Consider the following 14,924-nt stretch of genomic DNA (forward strand, 5'->3'; position numbering starts at 1 on the left):
AGGGGCGTCCGGCGCCTGATTTTTCGCAGAAAAATTGTTGGCGGCGTCTCAGGCCCGCCCGACGCGCTGGGTCTGCACGCCCAGCCCGTCGATCCCCAGCCGCATCACCTCGCCACCTTTCAGATAGACCGGCGCAGGTTTCTGCCCCATGCCCACGCCGGGCGGGGTACCGGTGGAAATCACATCACCGGGATGCAGGGTCATGAACTGGCTCACGTAATGCACCAGATGGCGCACGCCAAAGACCATCGTCCGGGTCGATCCGTTCTGATAGCGGTGCCCGTCCACCTCCAGCCACATACCCAGATCCTGCGGATCAGCCACCTCATCCGCCGTCACCAGCCAGGGGCCAAGCGGGCCAAAGGTATCGCAGCCCTTGCCCTTGTCCCAGGTGCCGCCGCGTTCGATCTGAAACTCGCGCTCGGACACGTCATTGATCACGCAATAGCCCGCGACATGATCCATTGCCTCTGCCTCGCTGACATAAGACGCGCGCTTGCCGATCACCACGCCAAGCTCCACCTCCCAATCCGTCTTGACCGATCCGCGCGGGATCAGCACCTCGTCATTCGGGCCGACGATGGCGGAATTGGCTTTCAGAAAGATCACCGGCTCTTTCGGCACGGGCAGGCCCGATTCTGCCGCGTGATCGGCATAGTTCAGGCCGATGCAGATGAACTTGCCCACCTGCCCGACGCAGGGGCCGATGCGCGATGCGGCATCCAGTACGGGCAGGGTGGCCGGGTCGATCGCGCGGATGCGGGCCAGACCTTCGGGCGTCAGCACATCGCCCGCGATATCGGGAACGATCCCGGCCAGACTGCGGATCGCGCCGCCTGCATCGACCATCGCCGGAACCTCGGCCCCCGCATTCCCCACGCGCAACAGTTTCATGCCATCCTCCCGTTTCAGCCGGGGCAGGGAACCCCGAAGCCGGGGCATTTGCAACCCCCCGACTGGCGCTTCACCGCGGCCTCTGGGATCCCTCGCAAAGCGTTGCATCGCCACGACAAGGGCCTTCACTTTGCGGCGCGTCTGCCCATGGGCCGTTGCCCCTCTGCGGGAAGTGTGGCAGAGAGTTATTGAACGCGACCATACAGATGAGTTCGGATGATGAGCGACTTCGCAACCCGGCGGGTGATGATGGTAGACACGCAGGTGCGTCCGTCAGACGTGACCAAGTTCCCGATCATCGAAGCCATGCTCGCCGTCCCGCGTGAGGTGTTTGTCCCCTCCGCACGGCGCGAAGCGGCCTATGTTGGCGAAAACCTCGACATCGCGCCGGGGCGGGTGGTTCTGGAGCCCCGCACGCTGGCAAAACTGCTCGATGCGCTGGATGTGCAGCCTGGGGAACTGGTGCTCGATCTGGGCTGCGGGCTGGGCTATTCGACCGCCGTCATCGCGCGGCTGGCTGATGCCGTGGTGGCCGTTGAAGAAGACGAATCTCTGGCCGCCGAGGCGCAGCGCACGCTGTCTGCCGAAGGTGTGGACAACGCCGCCGTTGTTGTCGGACCGCTCGCCGCAGGCGATGCCCGCCATGCGCCGTTCGACGTGATTACCATTCAGGGCGGGGTCGAGGTGGTGCCAGAGGCATTGCTGGCGCAGCTCAAGGAAGGCGGTCGCATCGGCGCCGTTTTCATGGAAGGTGCCCTTGGCACGGCCCGCATCGGCTACAAGATTGATGGCGTTGTGTCCTGGCGGCAGGTTTTCAACGCGGCGGCCCCTGTGCTGCCGGGGTTTTCGGCAGCGCGCGGTTTCGTGCTCTGACATGACGGATGGGATCTGCGCCGGCCCTGTTCTGGCGCGCGCGGATGCAAGGCAATAAAGGCGGCCGGATCGCCCAAGTCGGATAGGCAGGATTATGATGCGTGGTTTCCTTGCAGCAGTTGCGGTCTCCGTTCTGGGCATGTCCGCCCCGGCGGTGCAGGCCGAAACGCTCGCCGATGCGCTGGCCTCGGCCTACAAGAACTCAAAACTCCTCGATCAGAACGAGGCCTTGCTGCGCGCCGCCGATGAAGACGTGGCGGATGCCGTGGCAAAGCTGCGGCCTGTGGTCAATTTCGTGGCGCAGTCGGAGAACACCAACAACACCCCCGATGTCGCCGGCAATGACAGCCTGCAATCCACCCTGTCGCTGGCCGCAGAATGGACGGTGTTTGATTTCGGGCGCGGGCGGCTGGGTGTCGAAATTGCCAAGGAAACCGTCCTCGCCACGCGCGAGGCGCTGAAGGATATTGAGGCGCAGGTTCTGCAGTCCGCCGTCAGTGCCTATGTCGAGGTGCGCCTTCAGGCCGAGATTGTGGCCCTGCGCCAATCCAACGTCCGGCTCATCACGCAGGAACTGCGCGCCGCGCAGGACCGGTTCGAAGTGGGCGAGGTGACGCGCACCGATGTGGCCATCGCCGAAGCGCGGCAAGCGGCTGCCCGGTCGGGTCTTGCCGCCGCGCAGGGTGATTTTCAGGTGGCCCGCGAACGCTATCGTGCCGTGACCGGGGCCTATCCGGGCAATCTGGCCGGACTTCCCCCGCTGCCCAAGACCGCGCGGTCGATGGAAGAGGCGCGGATGATCGGTCTGCGCAGCAATCCCGATATCTTGCAGGCCCAGCGTCAGGTTACCGTCGCCCAACTCGGGGTAGAGGCGGCCAAGGCCGGGATGCGCCCGTCAATCGACCTGAACGCCAGTATCGCGCAGGGCCTTGATCAGGACGTCCGCCGCGACAGCCTGTCCCTGTCTTTCAACCAGACGCTCTATGCCGGGGGCCGCTTGTCCTCGGCACATCGTGCGGCGCTGGCCAACAAAGAGGCGTTCGAGGCGAATCTGCTGAATACCACCATCACGGTTGGCGAAAATGTCGGCAACGCCTGGACCGCACTCGAAGTTGCGGCGGCCTCCATTCAGGCAAGCAGCCTGCAGGTGCAGGCGGCGCAAACGGCCTTTGACGGGGTGCGTGAAGAGGCAACCTTGGGCGCGCGGACCACACTGGATGTGCTGAACGCTGAACAGGAACTGCTGGATGCCCGCGCGACAAAGCTTCAGGCCGAAGCGCAGCGTTATGTCGGTGTCTACAACCTGCTGGCGGCGATGGGGCTGTTGTCGGTCGAACACCTGAACCTTGGCGTGCCGACCTATGACCCCGCGCTGTACTATAACGCGGTCAAGAATGCGCCTGTGACCAGCCCGCAGGGCAAGAAACTGCAACGCATCCTTGACCGCATCGACGATTGATCCGGCGTGCAGCCGGGCAACGGCAGGGCGCGAAGCGTTGTCTGATGCTGCGTGTTCCTTGATCTCGCCTTGGTTGTGGGCAATAGATTCGTCTGGAAACGGCCAATTGCCGAGGAGGTTCGACCCGAAATGTCCGAGCGGTTGAATTCCGTCGATATCGAAGACGTGCTGTCATCCATCCGCCGTCTGGTGTCTGACGATCTGCGCCCTGCCGCAAAGGGCACCGTGCCGCCTGCCGCACCGGTGGAACCACCACAGGCGGACAAGCTGATCCTGACCCCCGCCCTGCGCATCGCGCCCGAACCGGACGAACCCGCGCCCATGGCAGAGCCCGAGGCCGCGCCGGCCCCGGTTCAGCCCACCGTTCAGCCCCCCATGCAAGAGGCTGCGCCCTCTGAACCTGTCATGTCCTTCCATTCCATCCGCCTCGAACGCGGCGCGGCCCGGCTGGACGCGGTGATGGGGCAGGTCGCGCGCGGGCTGGAATCCGGACCGGGCGATTGGGAAACGGCGGCAGAGCCGCCCGCGCGGTTCGAATCCGATTGGGCAGAGGCAGAGCCTGCGCAGGCGCCCGCAAATGATGACGCGGTGGCCGATGCGCCAGAGCCGCTGATGCCAGAACCGCTGACGCTGCGCGATCCGCAGCTGGCCGAAGACATCTGGACCGTGTCCGAAAGCGAAGCGCCCTTTGTCGATCTCGACAGCGATTTCGAGGTCGAGGCCGTGCTCGGCACCGATCCGATCGCCGATATCGCTGACGTTGCGCCGTTTGAAGCAGATCCGATCCCGGCAATGGATGCGCTGGATCAGGTGATCGACGACCCCCGTGATGTAACCAGTGACATGACCAGCGATGCCCTTGCCGATGCCTGGCCCGTTCAGGATTGGGCCGCAGCGGGTGAGCCGGACATCCTGCTTGACGTGGACGCGCAAGACGCGCCCGATGATGCAGGCTGGCCCGAACCCGAGGCCGCGACCATCGACAGTCAGCCCGTCGCCATGGCCGAGGAGCCCGCGATGACAGACAAGGACGATCCCGCCGATCTGCCGGATTGGGCCCGCATGGAGACAGAGCCGGTCGATGCCGACCCTGTTGAAATCGGACCGCCCGTCACCCCGGCCGCCGCCGCGCATCAAGGCAGCACCGATCCCCGCTGGGCAGATGCTGCCGAAGCGGAAATCCGGCGCGAGCTTGAGGATGAGGTGACAGCCTCCGCCTTCGCCCGCTTTGCCGATGATGATCTGGATGACCGCGCCTTTGACGAGGATATGCTGCGCGATCTGGTGCGCGACATCATCCGCGAAGAATTGCAGGGTGCCTTGGGCGAACGGATCACCCGCAATGTGCGCAAGTTGGTCCGGGCCGAAATCGCCCGCGCGCTGGCTGTGCGCGATTTCGAATAAGCGCGGCCTGCGGGGCCTTTGCGCCCCGACCTTCACGGAACACCGCAACGAAAAACGCGCCCCTTGGGGCGCGTTTTCTATTCTGCCGACGGGGCAGTGATCAGGCGGCTTCGGCCTGATCCGCCTCAAGCGCGTGGCGGCGTTCGGATTCTTCGCGCGACAGCGCGACCGACGTACGCACGCCCTTGGCGACGAAATCCATAAGGCCCTTCACCACCCGCTCATTCGGGTCGATCCCGGCGCAGGACAGCACTTCACGCCCGTCACGCGACCGCGCCCAACGGGCGATCTGTTCCGGCCCGTTGCCGTACTTCTTGTCATCTGCAATCGCATCATCGAGCGCAGCAAGGACCACGGCAGCGAAAAGCTTGCGCGCCCGCTGGCCTTGTTCGTAATTGAAGGCGGTGCCATCAACGAAATCGAGCATCTCGTCGTTTCCTGTTCTTGTCTTGTCTTTTCTGGCGTCCGGCGAATATGACCATTTGGTCACGATTCGGTATTGTTCTTTTAACAGGACTGCCATGCATTTGCCGCATGTCTTTCCTGTATCGGTACAATATATCGTCGGCTTGCCTTGGATGTGCCTGCAAGATATAGGCCACGTTCAGAATTCTTCAACCATTTCCGCCATAATCCGGACACCCACCGACATGCCCAAGATCAACGGTAACGAAATCAAACCCGGCATGGTGCTGGAACATGACGGTGGCCTCTGGGCGGCAGTCAAGGCGAACCATGTCAAACCCGGCAAGGGCGGGGCCTTCGCGCAGGTGGAACTGAAGAACCTGCGTGACGGCCGCAAACTGAACGAACGCTTCCGGTCTGAAGACAAGGTCGAAGAGGTTAAACTCGAAAACAAGGACCAGCAGTTTCTGTACGAAACCGATGGCCGCCTCGTGTTCATGGATTCGGAAACCTATGAACAGATCGAACTGGATGCCGAACTGCTGGGCGACCGCCGCCCTTTCCTGCAGGACGGCATGACCGCGACCATCCGCTATTATGGCGATGAGGCGCTGGCCGTCACCCTGCCGCAAAAGGTGCGCTGCCGGATCGTGGAAACCGAACCGGTGGTCAAGGGGCAGACGGCAGCGAACAGCTTCAAGCCCGCGATCCTCGATAACGGCGTGCGCATCATGATCCCGCCCTTCATCGGTCAGGATGAGGAAATCATCGTTCATACCGAACTGATGGAATATTCCGAACGCGCCTGAACGGCTGTGGTAGGTGGCAAGGCCGGTTCTCGTGACCGGCCTTTTCCTTTGGTGCCGCCTTTGGCATGATCGGCGGGCAAGTGAAGGGGTATGCCTGTGGTGCCGGATATCGACGTCAGCCTGACCACGATCAGCCCCCGCATCGCCCGCCTGGCCCCCGTGATCCGGTCAATCCTCGCGCAGGACATGCCGCCCGCGCGGGTGCTGATCCACCTGTCGCGCACGCCTTATCTGCTGGATCAGGGCATCACCGACCTGCCCGCCGATCTGGCCGCACTGGTCGATGGCACGCGCGTGCAGGTGGTCTGGGTTGAAAACACCGGCCCCTATCGCAAGATCCTGCCTTGGGCGGCGCAACATGCGGGCACCGATCGCTGGGTCATCACGGCGGATGACGACACGCTCTATCCCCCCGATTGGCTGGCGCGGCTCGTATCGGCGCGGCAAGCCACAGGCGCCGTCACGGCCTGGAGCGGGCACGCAATCGTTCTGAAAGGCGCGCGTGTGGCGGGCTATGGCCGCTGGTTCGGCGCGCCCCTGCCGGACGGCCCCGCGCTGCATCTGCTGCCCATCGGCAAGGATGGGGTGCTCTATTCCGGGCGCGATTTTCCGCCCGATCTGCTGGATATCGCCACCGCACAAACCATCGCCCCCACGGCAGATGACCTCTGGCTGCGCTGGCACATGGCCCGGGCGGGCGTTCTGGCGCAGGTGGTGGGGCAGGGGGAGGCCCTGCCCGAAGTGGCCAAGGGCGGCCCCAGCCTTTGGCGGGCCTTCAACCGCGAAGGCGGCAATGGTGCCGTCGTCGCCGCGCTTGAGGCGCATTTCGCCGAAACCTACGGCTGGACGATGGCCAAGGCCTGAAGCGCCGCTCTTAACCCGGCTGATCCGCGTCCAGCGTCACCACCGCGTCACCCGCCTGCATCGGCCCCGTCGCCCGGTCCAGCCGCAGATAGGCAATCGCGTGGTCCCCTGATCGGGTGAACAGCGTCCCCGCAGGCTTGCCGCCCGCCGTGATCTCATCCCCAAAGCCCGCGCTGCCTGTCACCTGCACCCGGACCAGCCCCTTGCGAAGCTCTGTCTTGTGCTTCATCCGCGCGGTGACCTCTTGCCCGACATAGCAACCCTTGCGGAAATCCACGCCATGCAAGCGCTCGAACCCCGATTCAAGGATATAGCTGTCATCGACCACCAGTTCCCGCGCCGTCTCGGGGATCACATGCGCCACACGGATCGCATCCCAGTCGATCACTGGTGTCAGCCCCGGCTCGGCCCGATAGGCCCGCCATCCCAGCGCCGGATGGCGCGGATCGGCCAGAGCATCCGCAGGTAGCTCGCCCAGCCCGCGCTGCACATGCAGGGCGGCGTGGGCCCATTGCACATCGGCGCGCAGGCGATACATGCCCAGCCGCCGCAAGGTGGCATCTGCCAGCACCTCGGGCAGGTCTAGCAGCAAAGCATCGCCCCTGCGCACCAGAAAGAAATCCGCCAGATACTTGCCCTGCGGCGTCAGCAGTGCGGCCCAGACAATCCCCGGCCCCTTGCCAAGCGGCAGCACATCATTCGACACCAGCCCCTGCAAGAACGGCAGCGCATCCGCGCCGGTCACCGCCATCACCCGCCGATCTAATGCCGCCTCGCCTGTCGCCATCTTGCCTGTCATCGCCGCCTCCTGCCGCCCCAAGATAGGCGTCAATCCTTGAACTGCAACGCGTGCAGCCCCGCATAGAGCCCGCCGCGCGCGATCAATTCCTCATGCCGGCCCTGTTCCACCACGCGACCCCGGTCCATGACCACGATCTTGTCCGCCTCGCGCACGGTCGACAGGCGATGCGCGATGACCAGTGTCGTACGCCCCTTGGCCAGCGTCGCCAAAGCCGCCGCCACCGCCGCCTCGGATTGGGCATCCAGCGCCGATGTCGCCTCATCCAGCAGCAGCACCGGCGCATCGGCGATCAGCGCGCGCGCAATCGCCACGCGCTGCCGCTGGCCGCCCGACAAGGCCGATCCGCGCGGTCCGGCGGGGCTATCCAACCCGCCCGGCATCGCTGCCACCACATCCGACAAATGCGCCGCCCGCACCACATCGGACAGGTGATCCGCCGACACACCGTCGCGGCCCATCACGATGTTTTCGCGCAGGGACTCGTCAAACAGCGCCGTATCCTGCGATACGGTGGCAAACAGCGCGCGCTGATCGGGCAGGGTAAAGCCCCGCACATCCTGCCCGCCGATGCGGATAACCCCGGCATCGGGTTCCGCCAGCCCTGTCAGCAGATGGAACACCGTGCTTTTCCCCGCGCCCGACGGGCCAACGATGGCGGTCATCTTGCCCGCCTCGGCGGAAAAGCTCAGCCCGTTCAGAACCGGCACACCTGGATAGGCGAATTGCACATCCGACAACTCGATCCCCGGCACGCCCTCGGGCAGTGACGCACCCACGACAGGCCGATCCTCGGAGGTGTCGGTGTCCAGCAGGCGGAAAATCCGCTCAAGGCTCGCCGCCGCGATCTGCCAAGTCCCTGCCAATTCACCCAGACGGCGGATCGGCTGAAAGGTCAGCGTCATGGCGGTGAAGAACGACATGAACTCCCCCACCGTCCGCTCGCCCGACGCCACCTCACGCCCGCCCAGCATCAGCACGGCGAAAAAGCCCACCCCGGTGACGATGTCGATCATCGCGGGCATGGTCTGCGCCGCGACCACGGCCTTGGTATAGGTGCGGTTCAGCAGCCGCACGATCTGCATGAAACGGCCGGTCTGATAGGCCTCTTGCCGGTTCAGCTTGATCGCGTTCACGCCGTGAAAGATTTCGTCCAGCCGGGTGGATCGCGCCGCCGCCGCATCGCGCATCTGCGCCGACTTCCGCCGCAGATAGCGCTGCAAGATCACCGATGGCACGATCAGCAGCGGCGCCCCCACCAGCGCGGCCAGCGTCCAGCGCCAGTCGATTGACAGCGCCACTGCGAACAACCCGATCAGCGCCACCATATCGCGCCCCGCCGCCACGATCACCGTCTGCCAGATGCCCTGAACCGCGCCGGTATCGCCCTGCACCCGGTCCATCAAGGCTCCGGGCGGGTTGCGCTGAAAGAAGCCGCCATCCTGTTTCAGGATATGGCGCAGCATATCCACCTGCATAGCCGATGCGATGCGGATCGAGATGATCGTCAGCAGCGACCGCGACACGACCGTAGTCACCGCCCGCAACAGGAACAGGCTCAGGATCGCCACGCCGACCCAGATCAGCGACGCCTCGCCCCCGGCGGCAAAGACGGAATCGAACAGCGGCTTTATCATCCACGAAAGCAAGCCCAGCGTGCTGCCCTCGATGGACATCACGACAAAGGCCGCCGCCATCAGCCAGACATGCGGGCGCAAATAGCCCGACCACAGCCGCCCGAACAGCGGGCGCGAGGCATAGGCCGCATCCCCATCGCCCGTGCGGTCGATCGGTTGGCTGACATGCGCCTTGGCGGTTGCAATCTGCGGATCGGGGTGCGGATCGGGCACGGGGCAGGGCGGCCTTTGCTTGGCGGGCCCCGCAGCAGGGCCAGTTACACCTGTTGACTAGCGCGATTGCGCCCCATGGGCAAGCGACCCGCCCGCCCGGTCGTCTGGTTGACCTTGCCGTCGGGCAGGCATAGCCATTGGGGCGAACCCCAGCGGAGATGACGATGACGCTTGCCAATGGCCGCCCTTACCTTGCCATCCCCGGCCCGTCGGTCATGCCCGACAGGGTCCTGTCGGCCATGCACCGGGCCGCGCCGAACATCTATGACGGCGCGCTTCCGGCAATGGTGGAAACGCTCTGGCCCGATCTGCGCCGGGTGGCGGGCACGACGCAGAATGTGGCGCTTTACATCGCCAACGGGCATGGCGTCTGGGAAGCGGCCAACATGAACCTGTTTTCACGCGGGGACCGCGCGCTGGTTCTGGCTACTGGGCGTTTCGGCCTGTCCTGGGCCGAAAGCGTGCGCGCTTTGGGGGTTGAGGTAGAGGTGCTGGATTTTGGCCGCTCCACTCCCGTCGATTTCGCGCGGGTCGATGCGGCGCTGCGCGCCGACAAGGCCCATACCTACAAAGCCGTGCTGACCACCCATGTCGATACGGCCAGCACGATCCGCACCGATGTGCCCGCCCTGCGCGCGGTGATGGATGCCGTGGGTCATCCCGCGCTTCTGGCGGTGGATTGCATCGCCTCGCTCGGGTGTGACGAATTTCACATGGATGCCTGGGGCGTCGATGTGATGGTGGCCGCCAGCCAGAAGGGGCTGATGGTGCCGCCCGGCGTGGGCTTTGTCTGGTTCTCGGAAAAAGCGCGCGAACGGTGCCGCCCCTCGGACCTGCGCACCCCGTACTGGGATTGGACGCCGCGCGCGGATGGCACCGAATTCTGGCAATACTGGAACGGCACCGCGCCCACCCACCACCTGTTCGGCCTGCGCGAAAGCCTGACCATGCTGCTGGATGAGGAGGGTCTGCCCGCCGTCTGGGCCCGGCATGAGGTGCTGGCACAGGCCGTCTGGGCAGCTTTCGACTGCTGGTCAGCCGGCAACCCCGACATCGCGCTGAATGTCGCCGATCCCGCCCATCGCGGCAGGTCGGTGACGGCAGCGCGCTTTGGCGCGCCTCATGCGACCCGCTTGCGCGATTGGACCGAACACAAGGCAGGGGTCACGCTGGGCATCGGCCTTGGCATGGCCCCGCCCGGTGATCCGGCCTATCACGGTTTTCTGCGCGTGGCGCATATGGGGCATGTGAATGCCCATATGACGCTGGGCGCGCTGGCGGTGATGGAGGCGGGGATGGTCGCGCTGTCCATACCCTTTGGCGCGGGCGGCCTTGCCGCCGCCGCCGCTGTGGTGGGCAAAGGCGCGGCTTAACCGCCGTTCTTGGCCAGCCAGTCGGTCATCCAGGCGATCTCGCTTTCCTGCGCGGCGATGATTTCTTCGGCGAGTTTCTTCACCTCGGCATCCTTGCCATGTTCCAGCACGACCCGGGCCATGTCGATGGCGCCCTGATGATGGGCGATCATGCCGCGGATGAAATCCACATCGGCATCGCCGGAAAAGGGGATGTCCATCCCGGCATGCATCTTCGCGTTGGCCTCCATATAGGCCATCGTGGCCGCGGATTCGCTGCCCGACATGGCATGTCCGGCATGGGCATCATGGCCGGTCTCTTGCGCCATGGCGGTTAGGGGCAGGGCCAGCATCAGGGCAAGGCTGGCGGCAAGGGCGGGGTATTTCATAAGATTCTCCGTTCCGGACAGGCTGTTTGATCGCACTGTCCAACCTTCCGGCTGCCGGAAGGCAAGTCACGGTCGCGCGAGTTTCTGGATGGATCATTTGCAGGCAAACAGGCCCGGCTCTGCCCGAACGGCACCCAAAGCCTGCACCTCTGCACAGCGATTGCGTGCTTATCCCCTTTGCTTGTGCAGCAAGGCCGCCTATCCTTATCGTAACCAAGGAATGACGGACCCATGACACGCGCCCCAACATGCGCCCCCCGCCGACCGGTGGTCGGGATCATCGGCAACATGAACCTGATCAATCAGGAATACCCGGTCCATGCCGGCGGCACGATGAATTCCGAAGCTGTGGCCGGTGTCGCCGGATGCCTGCCGCTCATCATCCCTTCTGACCCGCGCTTCGTGACGGTCGATGAACTTCTGGATCTGTGCGATGGCTTTCTGCTGACCGGGGGCCGCCCCAATGTCCACCCCAGCGAATATGGCGAAGATGAAACCCCTGCCCATGGCTGCTTTGACCGCTGCCGTGATGCCATCGTGCTGCCCCTGATCCGTGCCTGCGTCGAACGTGGCCAGCCCTTCCTTGGCATCTGCCGCGGGTTTCAAGAGGTCAACGTCGCCATGGGTGGCACACTCTACCCAGAGATTCGCGATCTTCCCGGGCGGATGAACCACCGCATGCCCCCCGACGGCACGATCGAAGAGAAGTTCGCCCTGCGCCATCCCGTCCGATTTGCCAAGGGCGGCGTGTTCCATCGCCTGATGGGCGCGGATGAGGTGATGACCAACACCCTGCACGGTCAGGGCATCGCACGCCCCGGCCCGCGCATCGTGATTGATGGCGAAGCCCCCGATGGCACGCCCGAGGCGATCTATGTCAAGGACGCGCCCGGATTCACCCTTTCGGTGCAATGGCACCCGGAATGGAACGCGGCGGGTGATCCCGTCTCGCGCCCGCTGTTCACAGCCTTTGGCGATGCCGTGGCCGGTTTTGCCGCTGCCCGTCGCGGCGCCCCGGTTGCCGTGGCCCGCCGGGCCTGATCGGCCTAACCCGCGCTCAACCCGTCAAACACCGCGTCCAGCACAGCATGGGCCGCGCGCAACCGTGCCGGATCGGGGCGATCCCCATCCGCCAGCCACAGCACCTGCGCCATCACCGCCCCGTTCAGCATATGGGCCACCGATTCAGGGTTCAGGGTCGAAATCCTGCCCGCCGAGATCAGGTGATCCAGATCTTCGACAATCGTCGCAAAGCCCGACGCCATCAGAATCTCCATCGCGCGCGCCCCCATCACAGCCGGCGCGTCGCGCAGCAGGATGCGCGCCCGATCCGGGCGCAGCGCTAGGTCAAGATAGGCATGATAGCAGGCGCGCAAAGCACGCCACGGGTCAGGTTCGGCATCATAGATTAGGTCCAGTTCAAGCCCGATCTCCGCGTCCACCGCGCGAAAGACAGCCTCGAACAGCCCGGATTTGTTGGTGAAATGGTGATGCAGTGCGCCGCGCGTCACCCCCGCCTCGGCCGCCAGCGCATCCAGCGACACCTGCGCAAAGCCCTGTTCGGCAAAGGCACGCCGCGCGGTGGCGATCAGCCGCGCGGCGGTCAGCTCCGCCGCTTCGGCGCGTGGGATGGGGCGCGGTTGGGGACTGACAGTCTGCGATCCGGTTGACATACGACCCGTATCCGAGTTAAGGATTTCCACATACGAACCGTATGTCAAATTCGAACAGGTGGCAAGTGCTGCGGCGGGACAGGATCAGCGCGATCTGGCATCAGGTGCCGGCCCTGGTGGGGCTGGCGCTGCCCATCGTCATCGGGCTGGCCGCATCAACGCTGATCGGGGTGACGGATTCGCTGATGCTGGCACCGCTGGGCGCAGTGCCGCTGGCGGCGGTCGGGCTGACGGGGGCAGTGGCGGTGCTGTTCTATGCCGCGATCTATGGCCTTCTGTCGGCCCTTTCGGTGCGCATCGGCGCCGCCCACGGGGCGGGCGCGGGGCGCGATATCCCGGTGATCCTGCGGTCGGGTCTCGCGCTAGGCGCGGTGGTTGGGGTCTGTGCTGCCGTGATCATGGTGGCGATCTGGCCGCTTCTTCCCATGCTGGGCCAACCCGCCGAGGTGCTAGAGGCCATGCCCGCCTATTGGGGTTTCATGGCGGCCTTCATGGTTCCCTTCTCGATCCTGACCGCCTTCAAATCCGCATTCGAGGCAGTGGAAAAACCCTGGCTCGGCACCGCCTTTGCCTTTCTGGCGGTGCTCATCAACGTGCCGCTGAACTATGCGCTGATCTGGGGCATCGGCCCCTTGCCGATGTTGGGGCTGACCGGGGCAGGGCTGGCCTCGTTCCTGGCCGAATCCCTCGCACTGGTCGCGGCCTTTATGTGGTGGCGCTATGCGCCGTCTATGCGGCGGCTGCGGTTGCGCCGCAAGGTGGCGCTGGCCGATATGCAGGCCACCGCCCGCGAAGGTGCGCCGCTTGGCATGATGTATGTGGTGGAAACCGCCGCGGTGGGGGTGGCCACGCTGATGATCGGGGCCTTCGGCACGGTCGCGCTGGCGGGCAATCAGGTGGCGCAATCCGTGGGCGGCCTGCTCTACATGCTGCCTTTGGGCGTTGCGGGGGCAGTGGCGATCCGTGTCGCGCAGGAACGTGGCGCGGGCAATGTCACCGCCCTGCGCCCCATCGCCTATGCCGCGCTGTCGGTGGCGATGATCTGGCTGGTGGGCGCGGCGCTGGTGCTGGCCACGCAAGGCACGGCCATCGCGCGGCTCATCACCGATGATCCTGAGGTGGTCACCGTCGCGGCGGCAATCTTCCTCGCCTTCGCGCCGATGCAAATCTCTGACGGGGTGCAATCGGCGATGCTGGGCGCACTGCGCGGCCTGTCCGATACGATGTGGCCCGCCGCCGTGTCAGCCATCGCCTATTGGGCGGTGTCGCTGCCGCTGGGCTATGTCTTTGCGCATCATCTGGGCCTTGGCCCGGCGGGCATCTGGGCGGGGTTCATTGTGGCGCTGGCGGGGGCAGGTGCGGCACTGACATGGCGCTTCCAGCGCAAAACGCACTTGTTGGCGCAAACACCATCAGACTAGATACGCCCACGGTCACGCAACGGGGGAGGGGCGGATGAAACGGTCGCGCATCAACGACATCATGGCAGCAGCGGATGACATGATCCGCCATTACGGCTTTGTCCTGCCACCCTTCGCCTATTGGAGCCCGGACCAGTTCAAGGCGCGCAAGGCCGACGCGCAGGCGATCATCACTGCGCGCATGGGCTGGGACATCACCGATTACGGGCAGGGCGCGTTTGATGAACTGGGCCTGTTCCTGTTCACCCTGCGCAACGGCAAACTGGCCGATCTGCAACGCGGCGGCGGCATGTGCTATGCCGAAAAGCTGTTGATCTCGCGCAAGGATCAGCATTCGCCCTGCCACACCCATGTGATCAAGGCCGAAGACATCATCAACCGGGGCGGCGCAAAACTGGCCGTACGGCTGAACGGATCAAACCCCGATGGCAGCTTTTCCGAAACCCAGGGCGGGGTGGTCTATTGTGATGGCGTCCCGCGCCCCTTCACGGGCGGCGAGGTGATCCTGCTGTCACCGGGGGAAAGCGTCACGCTCCTGCCGGGCGACTGGCACGCCTTCTGGGGCGAAGGCGGCGATGTGCTGATCGGCGAAGTGTCGACCGTGAATGACGACGTCACCGACAATGTCTTTGTGTCGCAAAAGATCGGCCGCTTCTCGCAGATTGAAGAAGACGTCGCTCCCACCCATCTGCTGGTCGCGGATTACGACCGCTGGCTCGCCTGATCACGGGC

Annotated in this window: 15 protein-coding genes; 9 read left to right on the forward strand and 6 right to left on the reverse strand. The window is 65.0% G+C overall.

Annotation, left to right across the window (positions count from 1 at the left end; genetic code table 11):
• Positions 1-48: 48 nt before the first annotated feature.
• On the reverse strand, positions 49-894 hold the full coding sequence (locus tag RSE12_09960; GenBank protein WRH64622.1) for a fumarylacetoacetate hydrolase family protein: 846 nt from the start codon (positions 892-894) through the stop codon (positions 49-51).
• A gap of 219 nt (positions 895-1,113) precedes the next feature.
• Between RSE12_09960 and RSE12_09965 the strand changes: the two genes are divergently transcribed.
• The 3 genes from RSE12_09965 (at position 1,114) to RSE12_09975 (ending at position 4,630) form a co-directional block, all read left to right on the forward strand.
• Positions 1,114-1,767, forward strand: a complete 654-nt coding sequence (locus tag RSE12_09965; protein WRH64623.1) for a protein-L-isoaspartate O-methyltransferase — start codon at positions 1,114-1,116, stop codon at positions 1,765-1,767.
• A gap of 139 nt (positions 1,768-1,906) precedes the next feature.
• Positions 1,907-3,226, forward strand: a complete 1,320-nt coding sequence (locus tag RSE12_09970) for a TolC family outer membrane protein (GenBank protein WRH64624.1) — start codon at positions 1,907-1,909, stop codon at positions 3,224-3,226.
• 129 nt (positions 3,227-3,355) lie between these two features.
• Positions 3,356-4,630 carry a hypothetical protein gene (locus tag RSE12_09975; GenBank protein ID WRH64625.1) on the forward strand — a complete coding sequence of 425 codons (1,275 nt, stop codon included), beginning with the start codon at positions 3,356-3,358 and terminating at the stop codon, positions 4,628-4,630.
• A 100-nt stretch (positions 4,631-4,730) separates the two neighbouring features.
• Here the strand turns inward: RSE12_09975 and RSE12_09980 are convergent, their stop codons facing one another.
• Positions 4,731-5,057 carry a DUF6280 family protein gene (locus RSE12_09980; GenBank protein WRH64626.1) on the reverse strand — a complete coding sequence of 109 codons (327 nt, stop codon included), beginning with the start codon at positions 5,055-5,057 and terminating at the stop codon, positions 4,731-4,733.
• A gap of 223 nt (positions 5,058-5,280) precedes the next feature.
• On the opposite strand from RSE12_09980, the gene efp reads away from it, so the two are divergent.
• A complete protein-coding gene (gene efp, locus RSE12_09985; GenBank protein WRH64627.1) occupies positions 5,281-5,844 on the forward strand; it encodes an elongation factor P in 564 nt (187 codons plus the stop codon).
• A 99-nt stretch (positions 5,845-5,943) separates the two neighbouring features.
• Positions 5,944-6,708, forward strand: a complete 765-nt coding sequence (locus RSE12_09990) for a glycosyltransferase family A protein (protein WRH64628.1) — start codon at positions 5,944-5,946, stop codon at positions 6,706-6,708.
• A 10-nt stretch (positions 6,709-6,718) separates the two neighbouring features.
• On the opposite strand, the gene RSE12_09995 is transcribed toward RSE12_09990, so the two are convergent.
• Both RSE12_09995 and RSE12_10000 read right to left on the reverse strand, forming a co-directional pair.
• The gene (locus RSE12_09995) at positions 6,719-7,507 is read right to left on the reverse strand and encodes a folate-binding protein (GenBank protein ID WRH64629.1); all 789 of its coding nucleotides are present in this window, start codon (positions 7,505-7,507) and stop codon (positions 6,719-6,721) included.
• 29 nt (positions 7,508-7,536) lie between these two features.
• Entirely contained in the window at positions 7,537-9,204 is a 1,668-nt protein-coding gene (locus RSE12_10000; GenBank protein ID WRH64780.1) for an ABC transporter ATP-binding protein, read from the reverse strand.
• 317 nt (positions 9,205-9,521) lie between these two features.
• On the opposite strand from RSE12_10000, the gene RSE12_10005 reads away from it, so the two are divergent.
• The gene (locus tag RSE12_10005; protein WRH64781.1) at positions 9,522-10,730 is read left to right on the forward strand and encodes an aminotransferase class V-fold PLP-dependent enzyme; all 1,209 of its coding nucleotides are present in this window, start codon (positions 9,522-9,524) and stop codon (positions 10,728-10,730) included.
• Here RSE12_10005 and RSE12_10010 read toward each other — a convergent pair.
• Positions 10,727-11,098 carry a DUF305 domain-containing protein gene (locus RSE12_10010; GenBank protein WRH64630.1) on the reverse strand — a complete coding sequence of 124 codons (372 nt, stop codon included), beginning with the start codon at positions 11,096-11,098 and terminating at the stop codon, positions 10,727-10,729. The two genes, RSE12_10005 and RSE12_10010, sit on opposite strands and share 4 nt — an antisense overlap.
• Before the next feature lie 231 nt (positions 11,099-11,329).
• On the opposite strand from RSE12_10010, the gene RSE12_10015 reads away from it, so the two are divergent.
• Positions 11,330-12,139 (forward strand): gamma-glutamyl-gamma-aminobutyrate hydrolase family protein, encoded by an 810-nt coding sequence (locus tag RSE12_10015; protein WRH64631.1) that lies wholly within the window; start codon positions 11,330-11,332, stop codon positions 12,137-12,139.
• Positions 12,140-12,144: 5 nt separating this feature from the next.
• Here RSE12_10015 and RSE12_10020 read toward each other — a convergent pair whose 3' ends face one another.
• The gene (locus tag RSE12_10020) at positions 12,145-12,801 is read right to left on the reverse strand and encodes a TetR/AcrR family transcriptional regulator (GenBank protein WRH64632.1); all 657 of its coding nucleotides are present in this window, start codon (positions 12,799-12,801) and stop codon (positions 12,145-12,147) included.
• An 11-nt stretch (positions 12,802-12,812) separates the two neighbouring features.
• Here RSE12_10020 and RSE12_10025 point away from each other — a divergent pair, with 11 nt between their 5' ends.
• Both RSE12_10025 and RSE12_10030 read left to right on the forward strand, forming a co-directional pair.
• Positions 12,813-14,192, forward strand: a complete 1,380-nt coding sequence (locus tag RSE12_10025) for an MATE family efflux transporter (GenBank protein ID WRH64633.1) — start codon at positions 12,813-12,815, stop codon at positions 14,190-14,192.
• A 34-nt stretch (positions 14,193-14,226) separates the two neighbouring features.
• On the forward strand, positions 14,227-14,916 hold the full coding sequence (locus tag RSE12_10030) for a D-lyxose/D-mannose family sugar isomerase (protein WRH64634.1): 690 nt from the start codon (positions 14,227-14,229) through the stop codon (positions 14,914-14,916).
• Positions 14,917-14,924: the final 8 nt, after the last annotated feature.

It is taken from the genome of Fuscovulum sp. (assembly GCA_035192965.1).
Taxonomy (GTDB): domain Bacteria; phylum Pseudomonadota; class Alphaproteobacteria; order Rhodobacterales; family Rhodobacteraceae; genus Paragemmobacter.